This window comes from Escherichia sp. KTE159 (genome assembly GCF_000408805.1).
Classification (GTDB): Bacteria; Pseudomonadota; Gammaproteobacteria; order Enterobacterales; family Enterobacteriaceae; genus Escherichia; species Escherichia marmotae.
The window spans coordinates 3,325,523-3,347,947 of sequence record NZ_KE137292.1 but is presented as its reverse complement, the minus strand read 5'-3'; the positions used below and the strand labels follow the sequence as shown (position 1 = coordinate 3,347,947).

Annotated in this window: 24 protein-coding genes and 1 pseudogene; 10 read left to right on the top strand and 15 right to left on the bottom strand. The window is 49.4% G+C overall.

All coding sequences use genetic code 11. The features are described 5' to 3' along the window. Positions 1-85 precede the first annotated feature (85 nt). Positions 86-673: a 4'-phosphopantetheinyl transferase AcpT gene (gene acpT, locus A31E_RS05800; protein WP_000285763.1), complete on the bottom strand. Its 588-nt coding sequence runs from the start codon at positions 671-673 to the stop codon at positions 86-88. A gap of 54 nt (positions 674-727) precedes the next feature. Then, on the bottom strand, positions 728-1,777 hold the full coding sequence (locus A31E_RS05805) for an AI-2E family transporter (RefSeq protein WP_010381063.1): 1,050 nt from the start codon (positions 1,775-1,777) through the stop codon (positions 728-730). Positions 1,778-1,875: 98 nt separating this feature from the next. On the opposite strand from A31E_RS05805, the gene A31E_RS05810 reads away from it, so the two are divergent. Beyond that, positions 1,876-3,126, top strand: coding sequence for an MFS transporter (locus A31E_RS05810; RefSeq protein WP_001517276.1), 1,251 nt, complete (start codon positions 1,876-1,878; stop codon positions 3,124-3,126). 2 nt (positions 3,127-3,128) lie between these two features. Here the strand turns inward: A31E_RS05810 and dcrB are convergent, their stop codons facing one another. Beyond that, on the bottom strand, positions 3,129-3,686 hold the full coding sequence (dcrB, locus tag A31E_RS05815; protein ID WP_001245289.1) for a phage sensitivity protein DcrB: 558 nt from the start codon (positions 3,684-3,686) through the stop codon (positions 3,129-3,131). A 72-nt stretch (positions 3,687-3,758) separates the two neighbouring features. Continuing rightward, positions 3,759-4,424 carry a 7-cyano-7-deazaguanine/7-aminomethyl-7-deazaguanine transporter gene (locus A31E_RS05820; RefSeq protein ID WP_000991081.1) on the bottom strand — a complete coding sequence of 222 codons (666 nt, stop codon included), beginning with the start codon at positions 4,422-4,424 and terminating at the stop codon, positions 3,759-3,761. Between the two features lie 221 nt (positions 4,425-4,645). Between A31E_RS05820 and tusA the strand changes: the two genes are divergently transcribed. Together tusA and A31E_RS0123055 are read left to right on the top strand one after the other, a co-directional pair. Continuing rightward, positions 4,646-4,891, top strand: coding sequence for a sulfurtransferase TusA (gene tusA / locus A31E_RS05825; protein WP_000130621.1), 246 nt, complete (start codon positions 4,646-4,648; stop codon positions 4,889-4,891). A 264-nt stretch (positions 4,892-5,155) separates the two neighbouring features. Continuing rightward, a pseudogene (locus A31E_RS0123055) lies at positions 5,156-5,463 on the top strand (hypothetical protein). Between the two features lie 32 nt (positions 5,464-5,495). On the opposite strand, the gene zntA reads toward A31E_RS0123055, so the two are convergent. After that, complete coding sequence (zntA, locus tag A31E_RS05830; protein WP_000106513.1) at positions 5,496-7,694, bottom strand: Zn(II)/Cd(II)/Pb(II) translocating P-type ATPase ZntA; 2,199 nt, start codon at positions 7,692-7,694, stop codon at positions 5,496-5,498. A 73-nt stretch (positions 7,695-7,767) separates the two neighbouring features. Beyond that, positions 7,768-8,394, bottom strand: coding sequence for a lysoplasmalogenase (locus A31E_RS05835; RefSeq protein ID WP_000964706.1), 627 nt, complete (start codon positions 8,392-8,394; stop codon positions 7,768-7,770). Positions 8,395-8,534: 140 nt separating this feature from the next. Here A31E_RS05835 and A31E_RS05840 point away from each other — a divergent pair, with 140 nt between their 5' ends. Further along, entirely contained in the window at positions 8,535-8,894 is a 360-nt protein-coding gene (locus A31E_RS05840; protein WP_000030471.1) for a DUF2500 domain-containing protein, read from the top strand. Between the two features lie 2 nt (positions 8,895-8,896). On the opposite strand, the gene A31E_RS05845 is transcribed toward A31E_RS05840, so the two are convergent. Together A31E_RS05845 and rsmD are read right to left on the bottom strand one after the other, a co-directional pair. Beyond that, positions 8,897-9,166, bottom strand: a complete 270-nt coding sequence (locus A31E_RS05845) for a DUF1145 family protein (protein WP_001517271.1) — start codon at positions 9,164-9,166, stop codon at positions 8,897-8,899. After that, entirely contained in the window at positions 9,156-9,752 is a 597-nt protein-coding gene (gene rsmD / locus A31E_RS05850) for a 16S rRNA (guanine(966)-N(2))-methyltransferase (RefSeq protein ID WP_000743180.1), read from the bottom strand. Before rsmD ends, A31E_RS05845 begins: the two co-directional genes overlap by 11 nt. A gap of 149 nt (positions 9,753-9,901) precedes the next feature. On the opposite strand from rsmD, the gene ftsY reads away from it, so the two are divergent. The 4 genes from ftsY to rpoH all read left to right on the top strand — a co-directional run bounded on the left by ftsY (position 9,902) and on the right by rpoH (position 14,261). Continuing rightward, positions 9,902-11,440: a signal recognition particle-docking protein FtsY gene (ftsY, locus tag A31E_RS05855; protein WP_001517270.1), complete on the top strand. Its 1,539-nt coding sequence runs from the start codon at positions 9,902-9,904 to the stop codon at positions 11,438-11,440. 2 nt (positions 11,441-11,442) lie between these two features. Beyond that, positions 11,443-12,111: a cell division ATP-binding protein FtsE gene (gene ftsE, locus A31E_RS05860; RefSeq protein ID WP_000617724.1), complete on the top strand. Its 669-nt coding sequence runs from the start codon at positions 11,443-11,445 to the stop codon at positions 12,109-12,111. Further along, positions 12,104-13,162, top strand: coding sequence for a permease-like cell division protein FtsX (gene ftsX, locus A31E_RS05865; protein ID WP_001042022.1), 1,059 nt, complete (start codon positions 12,104-12,106; stop codon positions 13,160-13,162). The genes ftsE and ftsX overlap by 8 nt, the downstream gene beginning before the upstream one ends. 244 nt (positions 13,163-13,406) lie before the next feature. Continuing rightward, positions 13,407-14,261, top strand: a complete 855-nt coding sequence (rpoH, locus tag A31E_RS05870) for an RNA polymerase sigma factor RpoH (protein WP_000130220.1) — start codon at positions 13,407-13,409, stop codon at positions 14,259-14,261. Between the two features lie 101 nt (positions 14,262-14,362). Here the strand turns inward: rpoH and dapA are convergent, their stop codons facing one another. From dapA to A31E_RS05900, 6 genes are read right to left on the bottom strand one after another with little or no spacing between them, the layout of a single operon-like run. After that, positions 14,363-15,247 (bottom strand): 4-hydroxy-tetrahydrodipicolinate synthase, encoded by an 885-nt coding sequence (gene dapA, locus A31E_RS05875; protein ID WP_016249311.1) that lies wholly within the window; start codon positions 15,245-15,247, stop codon positions 14,363-14,365. Further along, positions 15,247-16,167 carry a phosphoglycerate dehydrogenase gene (locus A31E_RS05880; protein WP_016249310.1) on the bottom strand — a complete coding sequence of 307 codons (921 nt, stop codon included), beginning with the start codon at positions 16,165-16,167 and terminating at the stop codon, positions 15,247-15,249. Before A31E_RS05880 ends, dapA begins: the two co-directional genes overlap by 1 nt. A gap of 1 nt (position 16,168) precedes the next feature. Then, complete coding sequence (locus A31E_RS05885) at positions 16,169-17,023, bottom strand: PTS system mannose/fructose/sorbose family transporter subunit IID (RefSeq protein WP_000370586.1); 855 nt, start codon at positions 17,021-17,023, stop codon at positions 16,169-16,171. Further along, a complete protein-coding gene (locus A31E_RS05890) occupies positions 17,016-17,762 on the bottom strand; it encodes a PTS mannose/fructose/sorbose/N-acetylgalactosamine transporter subunit IIC (protein WP_000021881.1) in 747 nt (248 codons plus the stop codon). The genes A31E_RS05885 and A31E_RS05890 overlap by 8 nt, the downstream gene beginning before the upstream one ends. Before the next feature lie 16 nt (positions 17,763-17,778). After that, positions 17,779-18,264 carry a PTS sugar transporter subunit IIB gene (locus A31E_RS05895; protein ID WP_016249309.1) on the bottom strand — a complete coding sequence of 162 codons (486 nt, stop codon included), beginning with the start codon at positions 18,262-18,264 and terminating at the stop codon, positions 17,779-17,781. Between the two features lie 6 nt (positions 18,265-18,270). Beyond that, positions 18,271-18,672 (bottom strand): PTS sugar transporter subunit IIA, encoded by a 402-nt coding sequence (locus A31E_RS05900; RefSeq protein WP_001071222.1) that lies wholly within the window; start codon positions 18,670-18,672, stop codon positions 18,271-18,273. Positions 18,673-19,215: 543 nt separating this feature from the next. Between A31E_RS05900 and livJ the strand changes: the two genes are divergently transcribed. Then, positions 19,216-20,319 (top strand): branched chain amino acid ABC transporter substrate-binding protein LivJ, encoded by a 1,104-nt coding sequence (gene livJ / locus A31E_RS05905; RefSeq protein ID WP_010381090.1) that lies wholly within the window; start codon positions 19,216-19,218, stop codon positions 20,317-20,319. Positions 20,320-20,506: 187 nt separating this feature from the next. Here the strand turns inward: livJ and panM are convergent, their stop codons facing one another. Further along, positions 20,507-20,890: an aspartate 1-decarboxylase autocleavage activator PanM gene (panM, locus tag A31E_RS05910; protein WP_000778773.1), complete on the bottom strand. Its 384-nt coding sequence runs from the start codon at positions 20,888-20,890 to the stop codon at positions 20,507-20,509. 422 nt (positions 20,891-21,312) lie between these two features. Between panM and livK the strand changes: the two genes are divergently transcribed. After that, on the top strand, positions 21,313-22,422 hold the full coding sequence (livK, locus tag A31E_RS05915; RefSeq protein ID WP_001517262.1) for a high-affinity branched-chain amino acid ABC transporter substrate-binding protein LivK: 1,110 nt from the start codon (positions 21,313-21,315) through the stop codon (positions 22,420-22,422). Positions 22,423-22,425: the final 3 nt, after the last annotated feature.

Below are 22,425 nucleotides of genomic sequence, written 5' to 3'. Positions count from 1 at the left end.
TGGCGGAAATAAGTATGACGATTTTAAGTATTCGTCATACTGATAACCTGTTCTGGATCAAGAGATAGGCAGTCGGACGGGCGGATCAGTTAAGTGAATCGATCCATTGCACACTGTCGGCGGTGAGCGTAAAGGGAGTAGGGGTGCAGATTGCCAGGCTTAAATTGTCGAGCTGGCAATGGCTGACTGACAGCGATGACTGGTAGGTGCTGTCTACGCTGACGATTTGCCAGGCGCTGCCGCCACGCTGTTTAACGATGGCTTCTTTGCGTGTCCAGATACGCCAGAACACTTCCAGTTGTTGGTCAGGATGCACAGCGTCCATTTCGGCATGTTCTCCGAGGCTGAACACCGCGTTCGCCAGCCAACGCCAGTTGGCGCGCGGGCGAATCACTTCGATATCACAGCCGACTTCACCTTCATCGCTCAACAGCAGGGCGATATCGTCACCGCTATGACTTAAGTTGAACCAGAGCGGCGTTTCCGGGGGGAAGGCGGGTTTCCCTTGTTCACCGTAGATGATGTCCGGTAGTGGAGAAAGCGTGTGCGAAAGCAATGCACGCCCCGCCAGCCAGCGTTCTCGCCGTGGGCCTTGCGGTGCTTGATCGCGCAAAGCCGGTGGCAGTGGAGCTGCGCTTAAGGTCGAAACTTTCCCCAGAACTATCCGATACATATCAGGGCCAACGTTTAATTATGATGGAAAGTGCGTATCGTATCACTTGTCGCCTCATCCCGGTAACCGACTTTTCGGTCTGCCTGGTCCCAGTAAAATCGCCAGTTTGCTGCCGCCTTCCGTGGTTTCCATCCAGATTTTACACACGCTGGTTAGTGGTACTGAAAGTAGCATGCCAATCGGGCCGAGCAGCCATCCCCAGACTAACAATGAAAGAAACACCACCATGGTGGACATTCCAAGGCGATGGCCCATCATCCGTGGTTCTAAAATATTGCCGATGATCATATGGACGATTAAAAACAGTGCGCCGACCAGGATGCATTCGTAAACGCCATTAAACAGCAGCACTTGAATCATCGGCGGCACGGCGGAGATCACCGCGCCGATATTGGGCACGTAGTTGAGCAAAAACGCCAGAACTGCCCACATCAGTGCAAACTGTACGTCCAGCAGCGCCAGCCCTAACCAGACGATCACGCCCGTCCATAAACTTAACAGCGTCTTCAAGGCCAGATAATGCGAAACGCCTTTAAGTGCGCGGTGTAATCCCGCGATGTGAATCTGTGGGTTATTCAGCGCAAAGCGCATTTTGTAAGGCACGTGGCGCACTTCAAACAGCATGAAAACCACGGTCATCACCAGCAAAAGCACGCTCGCCATTGCCCCGGAAAGTCCGGTCATTAGCGCAGTGGTGAATGTTACGAGTTTTTCTGAGTCCATCCGCTGAAGCATCCGTTCCGGCGACATATGCAGATTAAGAAATGGCAACATTTCTTGTAATTTAAAGAGTTTACGCGTCAGTTCCTTGTTAAATTTCGGCAACATGGAGATAAATTCGTTAAACGATGCCGCCAGCACGCCGACCAGCGCGGTAAGTGCGATCAGCATTACTACCACCACAATCGTAATGGCAACGGGACGCTGGACTCCGCGACGAATAAACCAGGTGACCAGCGGGTTGAGGACAATGGCGAAAAACAGCGCCAGCAACAGTTGCACTATGATATCTGCTGCTGCGTGAATACCCGCGAGGATCACCACCAGTGAGGCCAGCTTCAGCAGGATGTGCATACCCGTTTTATCGGGTTGAGGGGTTTCCATTGGGGCTTCCTTGTGACTTTTTGTATTAAGTGTAGCGGGAGTCACGCCAGCAATATTCTGATTCTTACTGCTGATTTCCACGTCAGCACGTGGTAAAAATGAAACACTGTTGTAAAAACGTGGTGATCCTCATGCCCGAACCCGTTGCCGAACCGGCATTTAACGGATTGCGCCTGAATTTGCGCATTGTCTCCATTGTCATGTTTAACTTCGCCAGCTACCTTACCATCGGGTTGCCGCTCGCTGTATTGCCGGGCTATGTCCATGATGTGATGGGTTTTAGCGCCTTCTGGGCGGGGCTGGTTATCAGCCTGCAATATTTCGCCACCTTGCTGAGTCGTCCTCATGCCGGCCGTTACGCCGATTTGCTGGGGCCAAAAAAGATAGTCATCTTTGGTCTGTGCGGCTGCTTTTTGAGTGGTCTGGGGTATCTGACGGCAGGATTAACCGCCAGTCTGCCCGTCATCAGCCTGTTATTACTGTGTCTGGGGCGTGTAATTCTCGGCATTGGACAAAGTTTTGCCGGAACCGGCTCGACACTGTGGGGCGTTGGCGTGGTTGGTTCGCTGCATATCGGGCGAGTCATTTCCTGGAACGGCATTGTCACTTACGGGGCGATGGCTATGGGCGCGCCGTTGGGCGTGCTGTTTTATCACTGGGGCGGTTTGCAGGCGCTGGCGTTAATCATTATGGGCGTGGCACTGGTGGCAATTCTGTTGGCGATCCCGCGTCCTTCAGTGAAAGCCAACAAAGGCAAGCCGCTGCCGTTTCGCGCGGTGCTTGGGCGCGTCTGGCTATACGGCATGGCACTGGCGTTAGCTTCCGCCGGATTTGGTGTCATCGCCACTTTTATCACACTGTTTTATGACGCTAAAGGTTGGGACGGCGCAGCTTTCGCGCTGACGCTGTTTAGCTGTGCATTTGTCGGTACGCGGCTGTTATTCCCTAACGGTATTAATCGTATTGGCGGCTTAAACGTGGCGATGATCTGCTTTAGCGTTGAGATTATCGGCCTGCTATTGGTTGGCGTGGCGACCATGCCGTGGATGGCGAAAATCGGCGTCCTACTGGCGGGGGCGGGATTTTCGCTGGTGTTCCCGGCGTTGGGCGTGGTGGCGGTAAAAGCGGTGCCTCAGCAGAATCAGGGGGCGGCGCTGGCAACCTATACTGTGTTTATGGATTTATCGCTGGGCGTGACCGGGCCGCTGGCTGGGCTGGTGATGAGTTGGGCAGGTGTGCCAGTGATTTATCTGGCGGCGGCGGGATTGGTAGCAATCGCGTTATTGCTGACGTGGCGATTAAAAAAACGGCCTCCGGAGCAAGTACCGGAGGCCGTTTCATCATCTTAAAATTACTGAATCACCAGTGTATTAATGATGTTTTCTGCAGTGGTCTGCGCTTTTTGCTGATCGTCAGCAGGCAGCGTGATTTGCATCGTCAGCATTTGATTTCCCACGTTACCCAGAATGACGGAAGAGTACGCCGTCTGGCCTTTAGCGGAGATGATGCTGTCTAACTGCTGCATTTTGTGACCTTTCAGCTCAATGGCTTTGTTAGTCACCACTTGCAGTTGTGGATCGCGGCTACGTTGCTGATCTTCCAGACGCTTCGCCAGCACAGCCAGGTCTTCTTTCGGATCATCGCCCATAATAATAATCACTGCTTTCTGCCCAGTGGCGTCGGACCAGACGTGCATGTTATTGGCCTGTGTTCCCAGCTTACCGCTCTGGTCGGTCATATCTGCTGGCAGCGAGAAGCTTAACTTGCCATCAAGCAGGTTGACGGTATTCGCGGTAGCGTTACTTTCCGCGACTGTGCTTTCCGCTGTAGCGTTAGTGTCTTTATCATCACAGGCCGCAAGCCCCATAACCAGCAGGCCAATTCCGACATATTTAACCAGATTGCGCATTGACATCTTCCTTTTGATAAACGGCCATAACGGCTCATTCATCCATCTTATCACAAGTCTGATAACGAACCTTTAACTGGCCTGCAAAGCGTTGATTTCGGATTTATCTGCCAGTCTTTTCAATAGCATATTGAGTAATACGCCATACATTGGCAGGAAGAAAACGATGCTAATTAACACTTTGAAACAGTAATCAACCAGCGCGATTTCCATCCAGTGTTCGGCCATAAAGGCATCCGGACTGCGCCAGAAAGCAATAAAGAAGAAGGCCAATGTGTCGCTGACGTTACCGAAAAGTGTGGAAGCCGTCGGTGCCAGCCACCAACGACGACTCTGACGCAGACGGTTAAAGACGTGTACGTCGAGGATCTGTCCCAGCGCGTAGGCCATAAAGCTGGCGGTAGCGATACGGGCGACAAACAGGTTGAAGTGGGCGAGAGCGCCGAATCCCTGCCATGAACCCATATAAAACAGCGACGAGATGACGTAGGAGATCAGCAACGCGGGGATCATCACCGCAAAGATGATACGACGAGCCAGCGGCGCGCCAAAAATACGCACGGTCAGGTCGGTAGCAAGAAAAATAAACGGAAAGCTAAACGCGCCCCAGGTGGTATGAAAACCGAAAATAGAGACCGGAAGCTGTACCAGATAGTTACTGGAGGTGATCACCAGTAGATGAAATAACGATAACCAGAACAACGCTTTATAGCGTTGAGTTTGCGAGAAAGCGTTCATATTGTACCTTTTTGATTAACCATTGGGGTGAGGGAACCCAATACGTACGGCACGTTATTTTATAGTGAGATAATAACGTGCTTACCCTTTTTTCGAGCCGCCGCATGATACTGCTTTGTGTTAACAATGCAATGGTTAATTTTCACGCAATCGTTAACCTGGTTTGCTTACGGACTCGCAGGGCGTAAACTAGCGCCGTTTTTTTATGTGACGAGAAGAAAATGACCGATCTCTTTTCCAGCCCTGACCACACACTTGACGCACTAGGCCTGCGCTGCCCGGAACCGGTGATGATGGTGCGTAAAACCGTGCGTAATATGCAGCCTGGCGAAACGTTGCTGATTATTGCCGATGATCCGGCCACGACCCGCGATATTCCTGGGTTTTGTACCTTTATGGAACACGAACTGGTGGCCAAAGAGACGGACGGACTGCCTTATCGTTATTTGATTCGCAAAGGTGGCTGATGGGGGCAGATTGGCTTCGATGCCGCCTTTTCCTCTCACCTTAACCCTCACCCCAGAGGGGCGAGGGGGCCGATCGCGCTCAATTTTGCGGCTTGCAACCGGTTTGTATAACGAATAAAGCGTTTAAGCTGCATCTGGCGATATGGTGCACAATGCCTGATGCGACGCTGTCGCGTCTTATCATGCCTACGAGTTCGATGCCCTGTGTAGGCCGGATAAGGCGTTTACGCCGCATCCGGCAAGCAAGTGTAATGGAATGCACAAATGGATTATTTAATTCCAGTTTGTCTGGGATTGCTGGGATTGCTCGCGATATTCGCCCCCAATTGGCTGCCCCTGTTTTTATCGTCGTGGGGGGATGGCTGGGGGTACTTGCATGGGGTTGGCTCTGGCTAATGATATTTTTACCTTTACTCAACGGCGTCGGGCTTGCTTATGCTCTGTGGTTGATGTTCAAAAGGCCATCATTAGCATCTCGCCTGGTTGCTGCATTCAGTGTTATCTCCGTCATTCTGATGTTAGCGCTATATTACGCTTTCCTGACTATGCCGCCGTTCCCGCCCCAGCGTTAAGCCTGATAGCCAGAGGCTATCAGGCAACACCTTTACTTCCTGCGTAACAACCGCAACGCATTCGCCGTTACCAGCACCGTCGCCCCCGTATCTGCCAGCACCGCAAGCCACAGGCCGGTCATACCCAAGAGTGTAGTGACGAGGAAGATCCCTTTCAGCCCTAGCGCAATAGTGATGTTCTGGCGGATATTGGCGTGAGTCGCGCGTGCCAGTTCAATCATCTGCACCAGACCACGCAGGTGGTTATGCGTTAACGCTGCATCGGCGGTTTCCAGCGCCACGTCTGTGCCGCTACCCATTGCAATCCCAATGGCTGCGGCTTTCATAGCTGGTGCGTCGTTAATACCGTCGCCCACCATCGCCAGTGGCGCATGTTGATTCAACTCGGTCACGGCTTTGACTTTATCTTCCGGCAGTAATCCAGCTTTAAACTCCAGCCCCAGTTCACCGGCAATGGCTGCCGCTGCACGCGGATTATCGCCGGTGAGGATCACCCCTTTAACGCCCAGCGCGTTTAGTTCACTGATGGCAGTTGCGGCGTCGGCGCGTAGCGTATCCTGCAACGCAATCACACCAAGCACGTCATCGTTACGCACCACCAGCACTACCGTTTGTCCGGCGCTTTCCAGTTCGTTAATCAAACCGGCGAATGCTTCGGCAGGATGTTTCCCTGCGGCGCATATCAGCACCCGATCGCCGTTGACCAGCGCTTCAATGCCAGAGCCGACCAGCGCTCGCTGTGACTCTGCGCCAGGAATGCTGAGTGCGGCAACTTGCGCTTCACGAACTATGGCCTGCGCCAGTGGATGTGTTGCCCCTTGCTCCACCGCTGCCGCCAGCGCCAGGAGTTCAGATTCGCTAACACCGGTTGCCGGATGCATCGCGGTAACGCGCGGTTTACCGACGGTTAGCGTACCGGTTTTATCAAACGCCACCTGGGTAACACGACCTAACTGCTCCAGCGCCGCGCCGCCTTTAATTAACGCCCCACGACGCGCCGCTGCCGCCAGCCCGGAGGTAATCGCCGCAGGCGTGGAGATAACTAACGCACACGGGCAGCCAATCAGTAACAATGTCAGCCCTTTATAAATCCACTCCTGCCAGCTTGCAGCAAACAGCAGCGGTGGCACCAGCGTCACCAGCAGGGCGACGGCCATAATCGCAGGCGTGTAAATACGGCTGAAACGGTCGATAAATCGCTCAATCGGTGCGCGGCGCTCTTCGGCCTCTTCGATCAGTTTCAGAATGCGGTCAATGGCGCTGGCACCCGGTTCTGATAGCACTTCCAGTGTAACCAGTCGGTCGACGCTGGTGGCACCTGCAGGGACTTTATCGCCTGTTGTGCGTTCCACAGGGATGGATTCGCCGGTAAGGGCGCTTTCATCAAAACTGGCAAATGGTGAGAGTAGTTTACCGTCGGCAGGTAAACGCCCGCCCGCAGCAACTTCAATCACGTCGCCAGGGCGCAGGCTGTTAATCGCCACTTCTTCACGTTCGCCGTTACGCAGGCGCGTGGCGGTTTCTGGTTTCAACGCCATTAATGCGCTGACGCCTTGACGTGCGCGGCTGGCGGCCCAACCTTCCAGCCGTTCACCAATCAAAAACAGCAGCAATACCATCGCGGCTTCTGCCGTTGCGCCAATAAACAGCGCGCCGATGGCGGCTACGCTCATTAACGTTTCAATAGCAAAATAGCTGCCGGATTTAATTAAGCGCAACGCCTGGCGAGCAATCGGGTACAGCCCAACCAACGTGGTGGCGATAAACGCCAGTTGGCCGAACGGATGATTAAATTGCTCCAGTCCCCAACTGATCGCCATCATCACAATGAGCGTAATCAGCGGTAGATTCTCTTTCAGGCGTGATTCTTTTGGCTCTTCGGCGGCCTGTTCATCGCGCAGGGAATAGCCCGCTTTTTGCACCGCCGATTCAACTTGCGCACGGATGTCATTGTCGGCATCAACCACCAGTTTTTCGGTAGCGAATAACACCTGTACCTGATTCACGCCAGAAAGCTGGCGCACGGCATTTTCTACTTTGCGCGCACAGGCGGCACAGTCCATGCCGCTGACTTTCCAGCTATAGCGAGTGCCGGAGACTTTTTCAGAGAGTGTTGGCGTGCTGGAACATGCGCCGTCGCAGCAACAGTCGTTGGCGTTCTGTGCCGTGGTTAGCGGTTTGAATGCGGCAAATTGAGGGGCTTTTTTGCCGTGATTGTCAGGAGTCGACATGGCATCCTCCGGTTAAGTTTTTTCTCATTAACCGAAGGATACACTCTGGAGTCGACTCCAGAGTCAAGTTTTATCAGAGATACAGTGAGCGGACGATGAGGAAGTGACCGGCAAAATAGCAAGCCGCTGCAATGGCGTTATCCGCACGGAAGCGGCGGCGATAGTGACTACCCAGCCAGACAAAGTTACTGATGAACAGCAGTGCAGCGCCCATAAAAGCAGAGAGTGCGGGAGCGGTCGGGCGGAAGAACCACAGCTCACCTGCCAGCCACACCATTACCAGCGTCATACCGACAAAAGTACAGACAGGCCAACGGAACTCTTCCAGACGCGTCCAGATAATGGCCAGTAATAGCGCGCCCAGCACCAGCAGTACCAGCGGCAACGGCCAGAAGAAGGAGAGCGTCATCTGGCTGGCGAAATAGATGGTGTACAGCAGGTGTGAGAGGAAAAACGCGCCGATGGCGTACATCAGACGCTGGCGTGGTAACAGGGTTAACGCATCACCCAGCAGTGACGCACACAGCCCCGCCAGCACCAGATAACTAATCGCGTCGAACATTGGTGCCTGCCAGGCCAGCAATAGCAGGAGAAGAAGGGTTAACGGTTTAAATAGCCAGCGTTGCCAGGTTGGCCCACGGTACGATGCATCCACAGATAGCCATGCGGAAAGACAGACAGCGATAAACGACCAAAGCATCTTAGTTCCTTGAATTCGTTATTTTTTCGTAAGCGGAATGCCTACAGTCTTGCTTCCAGTTTAGTGGCGAGGGTGGACGGATGACAACACCATAACTGGCAGGGTATGCTTATTTCCGCATTTTCCGATGAGGGATAAAGATGAGCAAGGCACCTCTTTTCTTTATTGTTATCATTGGCTTAATCATTGTCGCCGCATCGTTTCGCTTTATGCAGCAGCGACGGGAAAAAGCTGATAATGATATGGCACCGCTCCAGCAACAACTGGTGGTGGTGAGCAATAAGCGAGAAACACCGATTAACGATCGTCGTTCGCGTCAGCAGGAAGTGATACCGGCTGGCACCAGTCTGCGTTATGAGGCGAGTTTCAAACCGCAAAGCGGCGGACTGGAGCAGACGTTCCGTCTTGACGCTCAACAGTACCATGCCCTGACGGTGGGTGATAAAGGTACGTTGAGCTTTAAAGGAACGCGTTTTGTCAGCTTTGTTGGCGAGCAATAAGGTTATTTTTTAACTTTAAATTTCTTCTGCCAGACCAGCAGTTCAAACACGCCGAAAAGGAAAATACGCACCTTTTCGGCAGTGGTCATCTGTGGGCCATCTTTCGGTAAGGTCGATTTCAACAGCGCCAGTTGCATACCATGCATCAGAACCGTAAAAATCAGCGCGACATTAACGAAAATATTCAGCGGGCGTGGGAATGGTTGAAAAAGATTGAGGATTAAAAATCCCCAAACGCAGAGCATTAACAAACGTCCAATATTAATCAGCATCACTTTCTCCTTGTGTTTCACGCTGATACAACCGATAAGCGACCTGACCCGCCACTTTTTCGCGATACAACGACCAGTTTGCCGGAACGGTGGGAAGGCCATTTTCTACTTCACTTTCAACATAAACCCAGGCTTCATCAGCCAGCCAGCCGTTGTTTTCCAGTAAATTAATGGTTTCTTCCAACAAGCCACGGCGGAACGGTGGGTCAACAAACACAATATTATGCGGCGTTCCTTTTTGCATCAGAAAAGACATCGCATTGGTGTTCACGACTCGCGCATTGCCTGCTTTCAGCGTCGCCAGATTCTTGATTAACTGCTGAGATACTGCACGATCCATCTCAACCAGCGTAGCTCCCGCAGCGTAGCGTGACAAGGCTTCCAGCCCCAGAGCCCCGCTACCTGCGAAGCAATCCAGACATTGCGCATCAACAATTATCGGCGCTAGCCAGTTAAACAAGGTTTCACGTACGCGATCAGTGGTGGGGCGTAGACCTGGGCTATCAGGAACCGGGAGTTTACGGCCTCGCCACTGCCCGCCAATAATGCGGATTTGACCGCTGCCGGAATGATTCGGTTTTTTCATGATAAAGTGCTCAATCCGCCAGATAACACATAATTGCAGGCGGTGATGTGGAATAAGTTAAGTGATAGACTATTTCATCATTTTTTTAGCTGCTATGTACATAGCGTGAACGCTGTGCCATGAAGCAACAGCGAGGAGTATAGTCGCAGATGGCGAAAGAAAAAAAACGTGGCTTTTTTTCCTGGCTGGGCTTTGGTCAAAAAGAGCAGACCCCGGAAAAAGAGACAGAAGTCCAAAATGAACAACAGGTTGTAGAAGAAATCGTTCAGGCAGAAGAGCCTGCGAAAGTAGCTGAACAAGCTGTTGAAGAGCAGCCGCAGGTTCATACTGAAGCCGGGGCGGAAACTTTTGCTGCCGAAGTGGTGGAAGTAAGCGAACAGGTTGTCGAAAGTGAGAAAGTGCAGCCTGAAGCTGTTAGCGAACCGGAAGTTATTGCAGAGCCGGAATCTATAGTTGAAGAAGCGCCAGCGCCGGTAGTTGAACCTGAAGTCATGCCGGAACCGGTGGCTATTGAGCGTGAAGAACTGCCGCTGCCGGAAGAAGTCAAAGCCCAGGAAGTTTCGCCAGAAGAATGGCAGGCAGAAGCGGAAACCGTGGAGATTGTCGACGCGGCGGAAGAACAAGCGGCGCAAGAAGAAATCACTGACGAAGAGCTGGAAGCGCAGGCACTGGCCGCCGAAGCGGTAGAAGAGGCGGTGATGGTGGTTACTCCGGCAGAAGAAGATCAGCCGGTTAAAGAAATCGCTCAGGAACAGGAAAAACCAACCAAAGAAGGTTTCTTCGCGCGCCTGAAGCGCAGCCTGTTAAAAACGAAAGAAAACCTCGGTTCCGGATTTATCAGCCTGTTCCGTGGGAAAAAAATCGACGATGATCTGTTTGAAGAGCTGGAAGAACAGCTTTTGATTGCCGATGTGGGCGTGGAAACCACACGCAAAATCATCACCAATCTGACAGAAGGCGCATCACGCAAGCAGCTTCGCGATGCTGAGGCGCTCTACGGCCTGCTGAAAGAAGAGATGGGTGAGATTCTGGCGAAGGTTGATGAGCCTCTGAATGTCGAAGGCAAAACACCATTCGTGATCCTGATGGTGGGCGTCAACGGTGTGGGTAAAACCACGACCATCGGCAAGCTGGCGCGTCAGTTTGAGCAGCAGGGCAAGTCGGTAATGCTGGCGGCAGGCGATACTTTCCGTGCGGCAGCGGTTGAGCAGCTTCAGGTCTGGGGACAGCGCAATAATATTCCGGTGATTGCCCAGCATACCGGTGCGGACTCCGCCTCTGTTATCTTCGATGCCATTCAGGCCGCTAAGGCGCGTAATGTTGATGTCCTGATTGCCGATACCGCCGGACGTTTGCAGAACAAATCGCACCTGATGGAAGAGCTGAAGAAAATCGTTCGCGTGATGAAGAAACTCGACGTTGAAGCTCCGCATGAAGTTATGCTGACTATCGACGCCAGCACCGGGCAGAATGCGGTAAGCCAGGCCAAACTGTTCCACGAAGCGGTTGGCTTAACCGGTATCACGCTGACGAAACTGGACGGCACGGCGAAAGGCGGGGTAATTTTCTCGGTGGCTGACCAGTTTGGTATTCCTATCCGCTATATTGGTGTAGGCGAACGTATTGAGGATTTGCGTCCGTTTAAAGCGGACGACTTTATTGAGGCACTTTTTGCCCGAGAGGACTAAAAATGATTCGCTTTGAACATGTCAGCAAGGCTTATCTCGGTGGGAGGCAGGCGCTGCAGGGCGTGACGTTCCATATGCAGCCGGGTGAGATGGCGTTTCTGACCGGTCATTCCGGCGCAGGGAAAAGTACCCTCCTGAAGCTGATCTGTGGGATTGAGAGGCCCAGCGCCGGGAAAATCTGGTTTAGCGGCCATGACATCACGCGTCTGAAAAACCGTGAAGTTCCGTTTCTGCGCCGCCAGATCGGTATGATTTTCCAGGATCACCATCTGCTGATGGATCGTACTGTCTACGATAACGTGGCGATCCCGCTGATTATCGCCGGTGCCAGTGGTGACGATATCCGTCGCCGTGTATCGGCGGCGCTGGATAAAGTCGGGCTACTGGACAAAGCGAAGAACTTTCCTATTCAGCTTTCTGGCGGTGAACAACAACGCGTTGGCATTGCCCGTGCGGTGGTTAACAAACCTGCGGTACTGCTGGCGGATGAACCGACCGGTAACCTGGACGACGCGCTGTCAGAAGGGATTTTACGTTTGTTTGAAGAGTTTAACCGCGTTGGAGTAACAGTATTAATGGCAACGCACGATATTAACCTGATTTCGCGGCGTTCCTATCGCATGCTCACTCTGAGCGATGGTCACTTGCATGGAGGCGTGACCCATGAATAAGCGCGATGCAATTAATAATATTCGCCAGTTCGGTGGACGTCTGGATCGCTTCCGTAAATCGGTCGGCGGCTCTGGCGACGGTGGTCGTAACGCGCCGAAACGAGCGAAGTCATCACCGAAACCGGCGAATCGCAAAACCAATGTTTTCAACGAACAGGTGCGCTATGCGTTCCACGGTGCTTTGCAGGATCTAAAAAGCAAACCGTTCGCCACGTTTTTAACGGTGATGGTGATCGCCATCTCCCTGACGCTGCCCAGCGTTTGTTATATGGTGTACAAAAACGTCAACCATGCGGCGACGCAATATTATCCGTCACCGCAAATCACCGTTTATCTGCAAAAAACGCTGGACGATGATGCAGCAGCGGGGGTGGTTGCGCAGCTACAGGCCGAGCAGGGCGTGGAGAAAGTGAATTATCTTTCTCGTGAAGACGCGCTGGGCGAGTTCCGTAATTGGTCTGGTTTTGGCGGTGCGCTGGATATGCTGGAGGAAAACCCGCTTCCGGCAGTAGCGGTGGTGATCCCGAAACTCGATTTTCAGGGTACGGAGTCACTGAATACGCTACGTGACCGTATTACCCAGATTAACGGCATTGATGAAGTGCGAATGGACGATAGCTGGTTTGCCCGTCTGACCGCGCTAACTGGGCTGGTTGGGCGTGTTTCGGCAATGATCGGCGTGCTGATGGTGGCGGCAGTGTTCCTTGTTATCGGCAACAGTGTGCGTCTGAGCATTTTTGCCCGTCGTGATTCTATTAACGTGCAGAAACTGATTGGCGCGACGGATGGTTTCATCCTTCGCCCGTTCCTGTACGGTGGTGCGCTGCTGGGATTTTCTGGCGCATTGCTGTCATTAATTTTGTCAGAAATCCTGGTGCTACGTTTGTCATCGGCGGTTGCAGAAGTGGCACAGGTATTCGGAACGAAGTTTGATATCAATGGGTTATCTTTCGATGAATGCCTGTTGTTGTTGCTGGTGTGTTCGATGATTGGCTGGGTGGCAGCGTGGCTTGCCACGGTACAGCATTTACGCCACTTTACGCCGGAATAATAAAAGCGTGCTATACTCTTTCCCTGCAATGGGTTCCGTAGCAGGGAAAGAGACCCCGTTGTCTCTTCCCGGTATTTCATCTCTATGTCACATTTTGTGCGTAATTTATTCACAAGCCAGCATTGAACTTGTGGATAAAATCACGGTCTGATAAAACTGTGAATGATAATCTCGTTGCTCTTAAGCTCTGGCACAGTTGTTGCTACCACTGAGGCGCCAGAAGATATCGATTGAGAGGATTTGAATGACTGACAAAATGCAAAGTTTAGCTTTAGCCCCTGTTGGCAACCTGGATTCCTACATCCGGGCAGCTAACGCGTGGCCGATGTTGTCGGCTGACGAGGAGCGGGCGCTGGCTGAAAAGCTGCATTACCATGGCGATCTGGAAGCAGCTAAAACGCTGATCCTGTCTCACCTGCGGTTTGTTGTTCATATTGCTCGTAATTATGCGGGCTATGGCCTGCCACAGGCGGATTTGATTCAGGAAGGTAACATCGGCCTGATGAAAGCAGTGCGCCGTTTCAACCCGGAAGTGGGTGTGCGCCTGGTCTCCTTCGCCGTCCACTGGATCAAAGCAGAGATCCACGAATACGTTCTGCGTAACTGGCGTATCGTTAAAGTTGCGACGACCAAAGCACAGCGCAAACTGTTCTTTAACCTGCGTAAAACCAAGCAGCGTCTGGGCTGGTTTAATCAGGATGAAGTCGAAATGGTGGCTCGCGAACTGGGCGTTACCAGCAAAGACGTGCGTGAGATGGAATCGCGTATGGCGGCACAAGACATGACATTCGATATGTCTTCCGACGACGATTCCGATAGCCAACCGATGGCTCCGGTGCTCTATCTGCAGGATAAATCATCTAACTTTGCCGACGGCATTGAAGATGATAACTGGGAAGAGCAGGCGGCAAACCGTCTGACCGACGCGATGCAAGGTCTGGACGAACGTAGCCAGGACATCATCCGCGCGCGCTGGCTTGACGAAGACAACAAATCTACGTTGCAGGAACTGGCTGACCGTTACGGCGTTTCCGCCGAGCGTGTGCGTCAGCTTGAAAAGAACGCGATGAAAAAACTTCGCGCTGCTATTGAAGCGTAACTGCACAACGCGTTGAGCTGTACCTGATAACCCCTGGAAGCGAGTCCGGGGGTTTTTGTTTCTGCTGTCTTGCCGGATAAGGTGCATCCGGCATTTATCATTTACAGGAATTTATAGCCTTTTAGCATTTCCTTGATGTCTTCGACGATCGCGTCGTTTGGCATATGAATTGGTCTACGGGTAATACCGGCTTTCACGCCCATCAGGTTTAGTGCTTCCTTCATTACCGCAGGCGCAGTCATTTTTTTAATGGTCATGCGTAGCGAATCCATCTTGTTGCGCTCTTCCAGTGCTTTATCCAGTTCACCGGCCATGAAGTAGTTATATAAATCGACTTCAATAGTAGGCAGAACATTCGACGTTGCAGCAACAGCAGCCACAGAACCTTCTTTAAATGCATCCAGCATTAAGGAGTCTGAGCCATTTAACACCTTAAAGTTTTTATGTTTAGATATTTCCAGATATTGTTTCTGAACTTCAAATTTACCACTGCTATCTTTTATCGCTACGATATTTTCAATATCGGCTAAACGGTTTGCCGTTTCATATTCAATACTCAACCCTGTCTGACCCGGCAAGTTATAAAGAATAATGGGGGCTGTTGTGCTTAAGGCAATATCATAATAGTGGCGGTATAAATCTTCCTGGTTAGGCACCAGGTAGTATGGTGTCACAACGGAAATGTAATCGGCACCTGCATCTACTAAGCGTCTTGTTAATTCAATAGTTTGTTTTGTGCTACAGCAACCCGCGCCTGCACAAATAGTCACTTCATTGCCAACTTCTTCAACTACGGCTTTTGTTAGTTCAACTTTTTCGTCATCGGAGAGCAAATGAAACTCACCGTTCGTTCCGCAAATAAACAAGCCGTGTACGCCTTTATCGACTAACCAACGTGCCATTTTTTTTGCTGCTGAAATGTCCATTTTTTCCATTTCATCGAAAGGCGTTACCATTGCGGTAATAATCCCTTTAAGCTCTTTCATTATTCTTTCTCCAGTTCCTGTAGGACATTTTTGATAGAAATTTGCATGGTGTTATGCTCGGCCTCATTGGTGAATGAAGCAGCATGAGGTGTAATAGAATAATTTTTTAGTTCTTTAATTTTTGCTGAACGTTCCTTCAACTCAATATCTTCGCTGGCAAAGGCTATTTTCTGATTAATAAGTGCGCTATATAAAGATTCTTCATCAACCAATCCCCCCCTTGCTGTGTTAATTAAAATGGCCGAGGGTTTTATTTTATCGAATACCGTCTCGTTGATCAGATTACGAGTATTATCCAGTAACGGCAAATGTAGAGAAAGGATGTCGCTATGATGATAAATATCATCCAGTGATTTAAGCTCTATATAAGATGGAACTTTATTTTTATCGAGATAGGGATCATAGGCGGTGATAATCATTCCAAGAGAATGAGCAATATGGGCAACATGCTGACCAATTGCACCAAGCCCAATTAATCCCAGCGTTTTTTGATATAGCTCATGACCGACAAGCCTGACATCCTGACCATTTCTGGCTTGATTCTCGGTTTCGACATATTTTCGGCAACTGGAGAGCATCATCAGGATGGCCATCTCTGCAACGGAAATAGAATTGGCATTGAGAGCTTTGTGCACTACGATGCCTTTTCTATTCGCGTAATCGACATCTATATTGTCTAACCCTACACCATATTTCGATATAACCTTCAAGTTTTTTGCCTGATCAATCACTTCTCTGTCTAAAGGATCGTTGCCGGTAATAATGGCATCTGCATATTTAATTTTCTCGATGAGTTCTTCCTTGCTATATCGACCTCCACTGGTATTACATTCAACGTCATAACCTGCAGATTGTAGTTTTTCAATATAGACTTTGCCTTTATCAACAAAAGGTCTTGGCGTGATAGTTATCTTTTTCATTTTATAAAACTCCAAAGAAAGAAAACGCCAGGCTTAAAAACAGAATAGTTACCAGAATGCGTAAGAAATGTGGGCCACACTTTTGTATGTAAAAATAAATACCCAACACGGCAATAAGCGGCAACATGTTAGGTACAATTTTATCCAGCATATCTTGTAAGACGATGGTATTACCGCCACCGGTTGTAATGTGCAATGGCGTCTTAATTTTTACATATGTTGCTGAAAGCGCCCCCATCATCAACAACCCGAACATTCCTGCGCCTTCAATGATTCGATGAATGCTACCAGAATGCAGGATTTCCAGGATTGATTCTTTCCCTTTTTTATAGCCGATATTGAGTGCAAATCGACTGGCGAAAAACATGTAAACAACCTGGTAAATCAGGGGGAGAAGTGCGGCAATAACGTATCCCTGAATAACAAACGGGATACAGACACCAATAACAATGGGGCGCAATGTACCAAAGTCTAACGTGTCACCAATACCTGATACAGGCCCCATAAGACCCGTTTTTAAACCCGTAACGAGCTGCGTTGTTGCTTCACGTTGTTCTTCTGGTTCCTGGGCTGCTTTTTCCTCCAGCGCAATACTAATACCAGCGATAACCGATCCCCAGTTCGCCTGAGTGTTGAACATGGTTAAATGGCGTTGTAGGGCTTTAGCGAGATCTTTTTCATCGGGATATAATTTCGCTAATACCCCTGTCATTGCGTTACAAAATGCCAGCGCTTGCAAGCGTTCGAAATTCAAAGATGTTTCAGAGAACGCGTGCCATTTTAGCCAAACAATCTGAACATCTCTTTGCGTAATTGGTGAGGATGCTGAGTATCCTGACTCAATTGTATTATCCATTTTGCGTTCCTTTTGCATTTTGTGACTGCATATATAAGAGGACGGCACAGAGTCCAAAAATAGAGATGCCAATAGTATTCAAACCTGAATAGGTCACGAGGAAAAAGCCGATAATGAACAGAGGGATATATTGTTTTTTACCGATGACAATGATGGTTATTGCGAAACCGAGTGCAGGCAGAATATTACCGGCAATCGCCAGTCCATTCGTCGACCAGGCGGGAAGCAGGTTTACAAAAGAGGCAATGGCATCCGGGCCGTACAAACAGGCGATGAATACCGGTACAAAACGCATCGGAAAGGCTAACAGGAGAGGATATATTGTGGCTGCGCGTTGTATGCCTTTGATATCCCCTTTTTCTGCATAGCGGTCAGCCATGTGGACAAACGTAGTGTTCAGTGTTTTGCGCACGTTTTCCAGAACCACGCCCAGCAACCCCAGAGGAATAGCTAAAGAGATAGCAATTTCTGGTTTAATACCTGCGGTAAGTGCAATTGGGATTGCGATACACGAGGCTAAACCTTCATCGGCAGGAGGGTTTCCTCCCGGGGCAATACTCCCGATATAGATCATCTGTAAGGTGGCCCCAACAGATAAAGCGGTTGGCATATCATTAAAGATTAGTCCCATAATAGGTGCTATCGATAATGGCATACGCATAATAGAAAAACCGTACCATACTTTTGCCTGGGATATCCAATATACCAGGGCAATAATTGCTGCGGTAAAAATAGACATAAGTTCCTCTCCTTAATTAAGGTAACTTATTTTTGATTTTTTGTAGGCTGGCAGGATCTTCTTCAGGAATAGTTTGGAAATAAACTTTTATATTCTTATCTTCGATGATTTGAAGTTTGTCGGCATCTTCATGATTGAGTGATATTTGATTGAAAACTATTTTCCTTCCTGGAGTGTTTTCAACGCCGCCGACCTGTAATTCCTCTAGCATTAAACCACCTTGTATGGTTTGTAATGCAGAATCGATCGATTTGAAAAGTATTAATAGCTTTCCTTCATAGAAGTTATTGCTATTCCAGCGCTGTAATACATCTTCAATAGATGTCATTATTACTTCGACGCCACTTGGCGCTGCCATCTTATAGACTTCGGCAAGAAAAGGATCGCGTGATAAAGGGTCATCAATGACAATTATTTTATTAGCATCACTTCTTTTTAACCATTTTGTTATAACTTGTCCATGAATTAAACGGTAATCAATACGGGCATGTACTATACTCATAGTTTATCATCCTTTATTAAAGTAATAAGTTTGAACCATTTCTTTACCCGCATCATGTACATGTTGAACATATTCTTCAAAGGTAAGTATTTCGTCAGAATCCTGTAACATGTTGGCTTCGATTAACATAGCCAAATTGACACCGCTGATACAGCGAATGGGAAAATCTTTAGAAAGAAGGAGGGCAATATTTGATGGCGTTCCGCCATAGATATCTGTGAATATGAGCGTATCAATACCAGGCCTGAGTACCGCTTTTACTTGTAGCATAAGTGTTTCAGGTGACATTCCAGGCTGCAGAGAAAGCGACGTGGAATTTTTTGTTTTACCTACAATCATTTCGCTGCTGGATAATAAATAATTACCAGCTTCACCGTGTGTCAGAATTATAATATCGAACTGATTCAAATGATAAGTTCCTTTTATAGTTATGGCGCGGCTGATAAGAAATAAATATTCATAATTCGAATGTTATGTTTCTTATCATATTAAGGATGAATCCTTGGTCTAAGATTTTATATTAATTCGAATAAATTAAAATGTTAACAGGATCACAGATGGTAGCGTTGGCTAAAATTGCTAATAAACTTTTTGTAATAAATAAGAGGAAGGGTGGGTTATATTTTATTGTTTTAAATGATGATTAATGTTTTATTTATTCTTGAACTGAATATCTTATTTAAGATATGCCATAAATATAGCAAATAATATATTAATATACATTTCATGTGGTTATAAATATCTAAGCGAAGATATGGTTCTCAATGATGGTAATTTTTGTTATGAATTTGTGGTGTTTCGTCTAAATTTCTCGTTCCAAAATCATAAAAATCGGGTATGTTTTAGCAGAGTATGCTGCTAAGGCACGGGTAGTCATACACAAAACGAAATAAAGTGCTGTACAACAACATCACAATACACGTAATAACCAGAAGAATGGGGATTCTCAGGATGAATATAAAGGGTAAAGCGTTACTGGCAGGATGTATCGCGCTGGCATTCAGCAATATGGCTCTGGCGGAAGATATCAAAGTCGCGGTTGTCGGAGCGATGTCTGGCCCGGTAGCCCAGTATGGTGACCAGGAATTTACTGGCGCAGAGCAGGCAGTTGCGGATATTAACGCCAAAGGCGGCGTTAAAGGCAACAAACTGCAAATCGTAAAATATGACGATGCCTGTGACCCGAAACAGGCGGTAGCAGTGGCGAACAAAGTTGTTAACGACGGCATAAAATATGTGATTGGCCACCTCTGTTCTTCATCAACGCAGCCAGCGTCTGACATCTATGAAGATGAAGGTATTTTAATGATCACCCCAGCGGCAACCGCGCCAGAACTGACCGCGCGTGGCTATAAGTTGATCATGCGCACCACTGGCCTGGACTCTGACCAGGGACCAACAGCGGCGAAATATATTCTTGAGAAAGTGAAACCGCAGCGTATTGCTATCGTTCATGACAAACAGCAGTACGGTGAAGGTCTGGCGCGTGCGGTGCAGGACGGCCTGAAGAAAGGTAACGCTAACGTGGTGTTCTTTGACGGCATCACCGCCGGAGAAAAAGACTTCTCAACCCTGGTGGCGCGTCTGAAGAAAGAGAATATCGACTTCGTTTACTACGGCGGTTACCACCCGGAAATGGGGCAGATCCTGCGTCAGGCACGTGCGGCGGGGTTGAAAACCCAGTTTATGGGGCCGGAAGGTGTGGCTAACGTCTCGCTGTCTAATATCGCGGGCGAGTCAGCGGAAGGTCTGCTGGTGACCAAGCCGAAGAACTACGATCAGGTTCCGGCGAACAAACCAATTGTTGACGCGATCAAAGCGAAAAAACAGGATCCAAGCGGCGCATTCGTGTGGACCACCTACGCGGCACTGCAATCTTTACAGGCGGGTCTGAACCAGTCCGACGATCCGGCTGAGATCGCCAAATACCTGAAAGCGAACCCGGTTGATACGGTGATGGGGCCGCTGACCTGGGATGAGAAAGGCGATCTGAAAGGTTTCGAGTTCGGCGTGTTTGACTGGCACGCTAATGGCACGGCGACCGATGCGAAGTAATCATTAATCGGCAACCCAGGGTTGCCGTCAAATTGCTGATATCAAGTTCATTGCTTCATGCCGGATGCGGCGTAAACGCCTTATCCGGCCTACAAGATCTACAGAAATCAGTAAATTGAAATACACATTGTAGGCCTGATAAGCGTAGCGCATCAGGCAATCCCTCGTTTGTCATCACACCTGAATATTAATGCTTTTCCCAGCCGCCCGGTTGTTCCTTAAATCCCAACGCCTGCATAAACGCCGCCATCACGCTGCGATCTTCCACACCGGCATCCGCCATCCACCAGCATGAAACGCCAGGATTGTTACGTAACACCTCTTCCAGCAGATATTGCCCCACACCGCGTCGGCGGGTGACTTCCCGCACGCGTAGGGAATCCAGTGCCCCCTGAGTGCCGCTTAAGGTTACTCGCACGGCAGCAAGCAGGCGCTCGTTAAAACGCGCGGCGTAGATACGGTGGTTATCGTCAACCTGTAAAGACGCAGGGGAATACTCCGGCCAGATCTTTTGCAGGTCAATCCGGTCCTGGTCGCTAAAATTTTCTAATCGAATGATGGTCAGCTTCATAGGTAACCCGTACAAATCACAAAAGTGGAACCAGTGTAGCGAAATAATTTAATCGGAGGCTTTCTCTTTTTTATTTCTTTTGGCAGGTGATTAATTTTTTTTCAGCAATAATTACAAATTAAAAACATTAGAGAATGAAAATTGTCCAGCATAATCCCCTGAATGGTAGTGAATTATTCCGCCCTTTGTGTCGTTATTTTATGCTGACAACGGCGCTTTTTTCTGTTTATCTATCAATAAATTCAGAATATTATCTGTTCTTAATCGACTGAAAAATAGGGATTTTAATCGCTATTATCACAAAATACTGCGCTAAACCCTTAATCAGACAGGCAAAACAGCGCAGTATAAAAAAAGAACAGCCAGATTTTTTAATACATAAAAACAAAGCAACACAACATTACGAGTGGGGATTTTGAATAATGAAACGGAATGCGAAAACTATCATCGCAGGGATGATTGCACTGGCAATATCACACACCGCGTTGGCCGACGATATTAAAGTTGCCGTTGTCGGCGCGATGTCTGGCCCGGTTGCCCAGTGGGGCGATATGGAATTTAACGGTGCTCGCCAGGCAATCAAAGACATTAACGCGAAAGGAGGAATTAAAGGCGATAAGCTGGTTGGCGTGGAATATGACGACGCCTGCGATCCGAAACAAGCCGTTGCGGTCGCCAACAAAATCGTTAACGACGGCATTAAATACGTTATTGGTCATCTCTGTTCCTCCTCTACCCAGCCTGCGTCGGACATCTATGAAGACGAAGGTATTCTGATGATCTCGCCGGGGGCGACCAACCCGGAACTGACTCAACGCGGTTATCAACACATCATGCGCACTGCCGGGCTGGACTCCTCCCAGGGGCCGACTGCCGCGAAATACATTGTTGAGACGGTGAAACCCGAGCGCATCGCCATTATTCACGACAAACAACAGTATGGCGAAGGGCTGGCGCGTTCGGTGCAGGACGCGTTGAAAGCGGCTAATGCCAATATCGTCTTCTTCGACGGCATTACTGCTGGCGAGAAAGATTTCTCCGCGCTGGTTGCCCGCCTGAAAAAAGAAAACATCGACTTCGTTTACTACGGCGGTTACTACCCGGAAATGGGGCAGATGCTGCGCCAGGCTCGTTCCGTCGGCCTGAAAACCCAGTTTATGGGGCCGGAAGGTGTCGGTAACGCGTCGCTGTCGAACATTGCCGGTGATGCTGCCGAAGGTATGTTGGTCACCATGCCAAAACGCTATGACCAGGACCCGGCAAACCAGGGCATTGTTGATGCGCTGAAAGCCGACAAGAAAGATCCAACCGGTCCCTATGTCTGGATCACCTACGCAGCGGTGCAATCTCTGGCGACTGCCCTTGAGCGTACCGGCAGCGATGAACCGCTGGCGTTGGTGAAAGATTTAAAAGCTAACGGTGCTAATACCGTGATTGGGCCGCTGAACTGGGATGAAAAAGGCGATCTGAAGGGATTTGATTTTGGTGTCTTCCAGTGGCACGCCGACGGTTCTTCCACGGCAGCCAAGTAATCA

Bases quoted from the DNA above. Each gene is read 5' to 3' on its own strand.
- acpT (WP_000285763.1), bottom strand. From the start codon at position 673: ATGTATCGGATAGTTCTGGGGAAAGTTTCGACCTTAAGCGCAGCTCCA.
- A31E_RS05805 (WP_010381063.1), bottom strand. From the start codon at position 1,777: ATGGAAACCCCTCAACCCGATAAAACGGGTATGCACATCCTGCTGAAG.
- A31E_RS05810 (WP_001517276.1), top strand. From the start codon at position 1,876: ATGAAACACTGTTGTAAAAACGTGGTGATCCTCATGCCCGAACCCGTT.
- dcrB (WP_001245289.1), bottom strand. From the start codon at position 3,686: ATGCGCAATCTGGTTAAATATGTCGGAATTGGCCTGCTGGTTATGGGG.
- A31E_RS05820 (WP_000991081.1), bottom strand. From the start codon at position 4,424: ATGAACGCTTTCTCGCAAACTCAACGCTATAAAGCGTTGTTCTGGTTA.
- tusA (WP_000130621.1), top strand. From the start codon at position 4,646: ATGACCGATCTCTTTTCCAGCCCTGACCACACACTTGACGCACTAGGC.
- zntA (WP_000106513.1), bottom strand. From the start codon at position 7,694: ATGTCGACTCCTGACAATCACGGCAAAAAAGCCCCTCAATTTGCCGCA.
- A31E_RS05835 (WP_000964706.1), bottom strand. From the start codon at position 8,394: ATGCTTTGGTCGTTTATCGCTGTCTGTCTTTCCGCATGGCTATCTGTG.
- A31E_RS05840 (WP_000030471.1), top strand. From the start codon at position 8,535: ATGAGCAAGGCACCTCTTTTCTTTATTGTTATCATTGGCTTAATCATT.
- A31E_RS05845 (WP_001517271.1), bottom strand. From the start codon at position 9,166: ATGCTGATTAATATTGGACGTTTGTTAATGCTCTGCGTTTGGGGATTT.
- rsmD (WP_000743180.1), bottom strand. From the start codon at position 9,752: ATGAAAAAACCGAATCATTCCGGCAGCGGTCAAATCCGCATTATTGGC.
- ftsY (WP_001517270.1), top strand. From the start codon at position 9,902: ATGGCGAAAGAAAAAAAACGTGGCTTTTTTTCCTGGCTGGGCTTTGGT.
- ftsE (WP_000617724.1), top strand. From the start codon at position 11,443: ATGATTCGCTTTGAACATGTCAGCAAGGCTTATCTCGGTGGGAGGCAG.
- ftsX (WP_001042022.1), top strand. From the start codon at position 12,104: ATGAATAAGCGCGATGCAATTAATAATATTCGCCAGTTCGGTGGACGT.
- rpoH (WP_000130220.1), top strand. From the start codon at position 13,407: ATGACTGACAAAATGCAAAGTTTAGCTTTAGCCCCTGTTGGCAACCTG.
- dapA (WP_016249311.1), bottom strand. From the start codon at position 15,247: ATGAAAGAGCTTAAAGGGATTATTACCGCAATGGTAACGCCTTTCGAT.
- A31E_RS05880 (WP_016249310.1), bottom strand. From the start codon at position 16,167: ATGAAAAAGATAACTATCACGCCAAGACCTTTTGTTGATAAAGGCAAA.
- A31E_RS05885 (WP_000370586.1), bottom strand. From the start codon at position 17,023: ATGGATAATACAATTGAGTCAGGATACTCAGCATCCTCACCAATTACG.
- A31E_RS05890 (WP_000021881.1), bottom strand. From the start codon at position 17,762: ATGTCTATTTTTACCGCAGCAATTATTGCCCTGGTATATTGGATATCC.
- A31E_RS05895 (WP_016249309.1), bottom strand. From the start codon at position 18,264: ATGAGTATAGTACATGCCCGTATTGATTACCGTTTAATTCATGGACAA.
- livJ (WP_010381090.1), top strand. From the start codon at position 19,216: ATGAATATAAAGGGTAAAGCGTTACTGGCAGGATGTATCGCGCTGGCA.
- panM (WP_000778773.1), bottom strand. From the start codon at position 20,890: ATGAAGCTGACCATCATTCGATTAGAAAATTTTAGCGACCAGGACCGG.
- livK (WP_001517262.1), top strand. From the start codon at position 21,313: ATGAAACGGAATGCGAAAACTATCATCGCAGGGATGATTGCACTGGCA.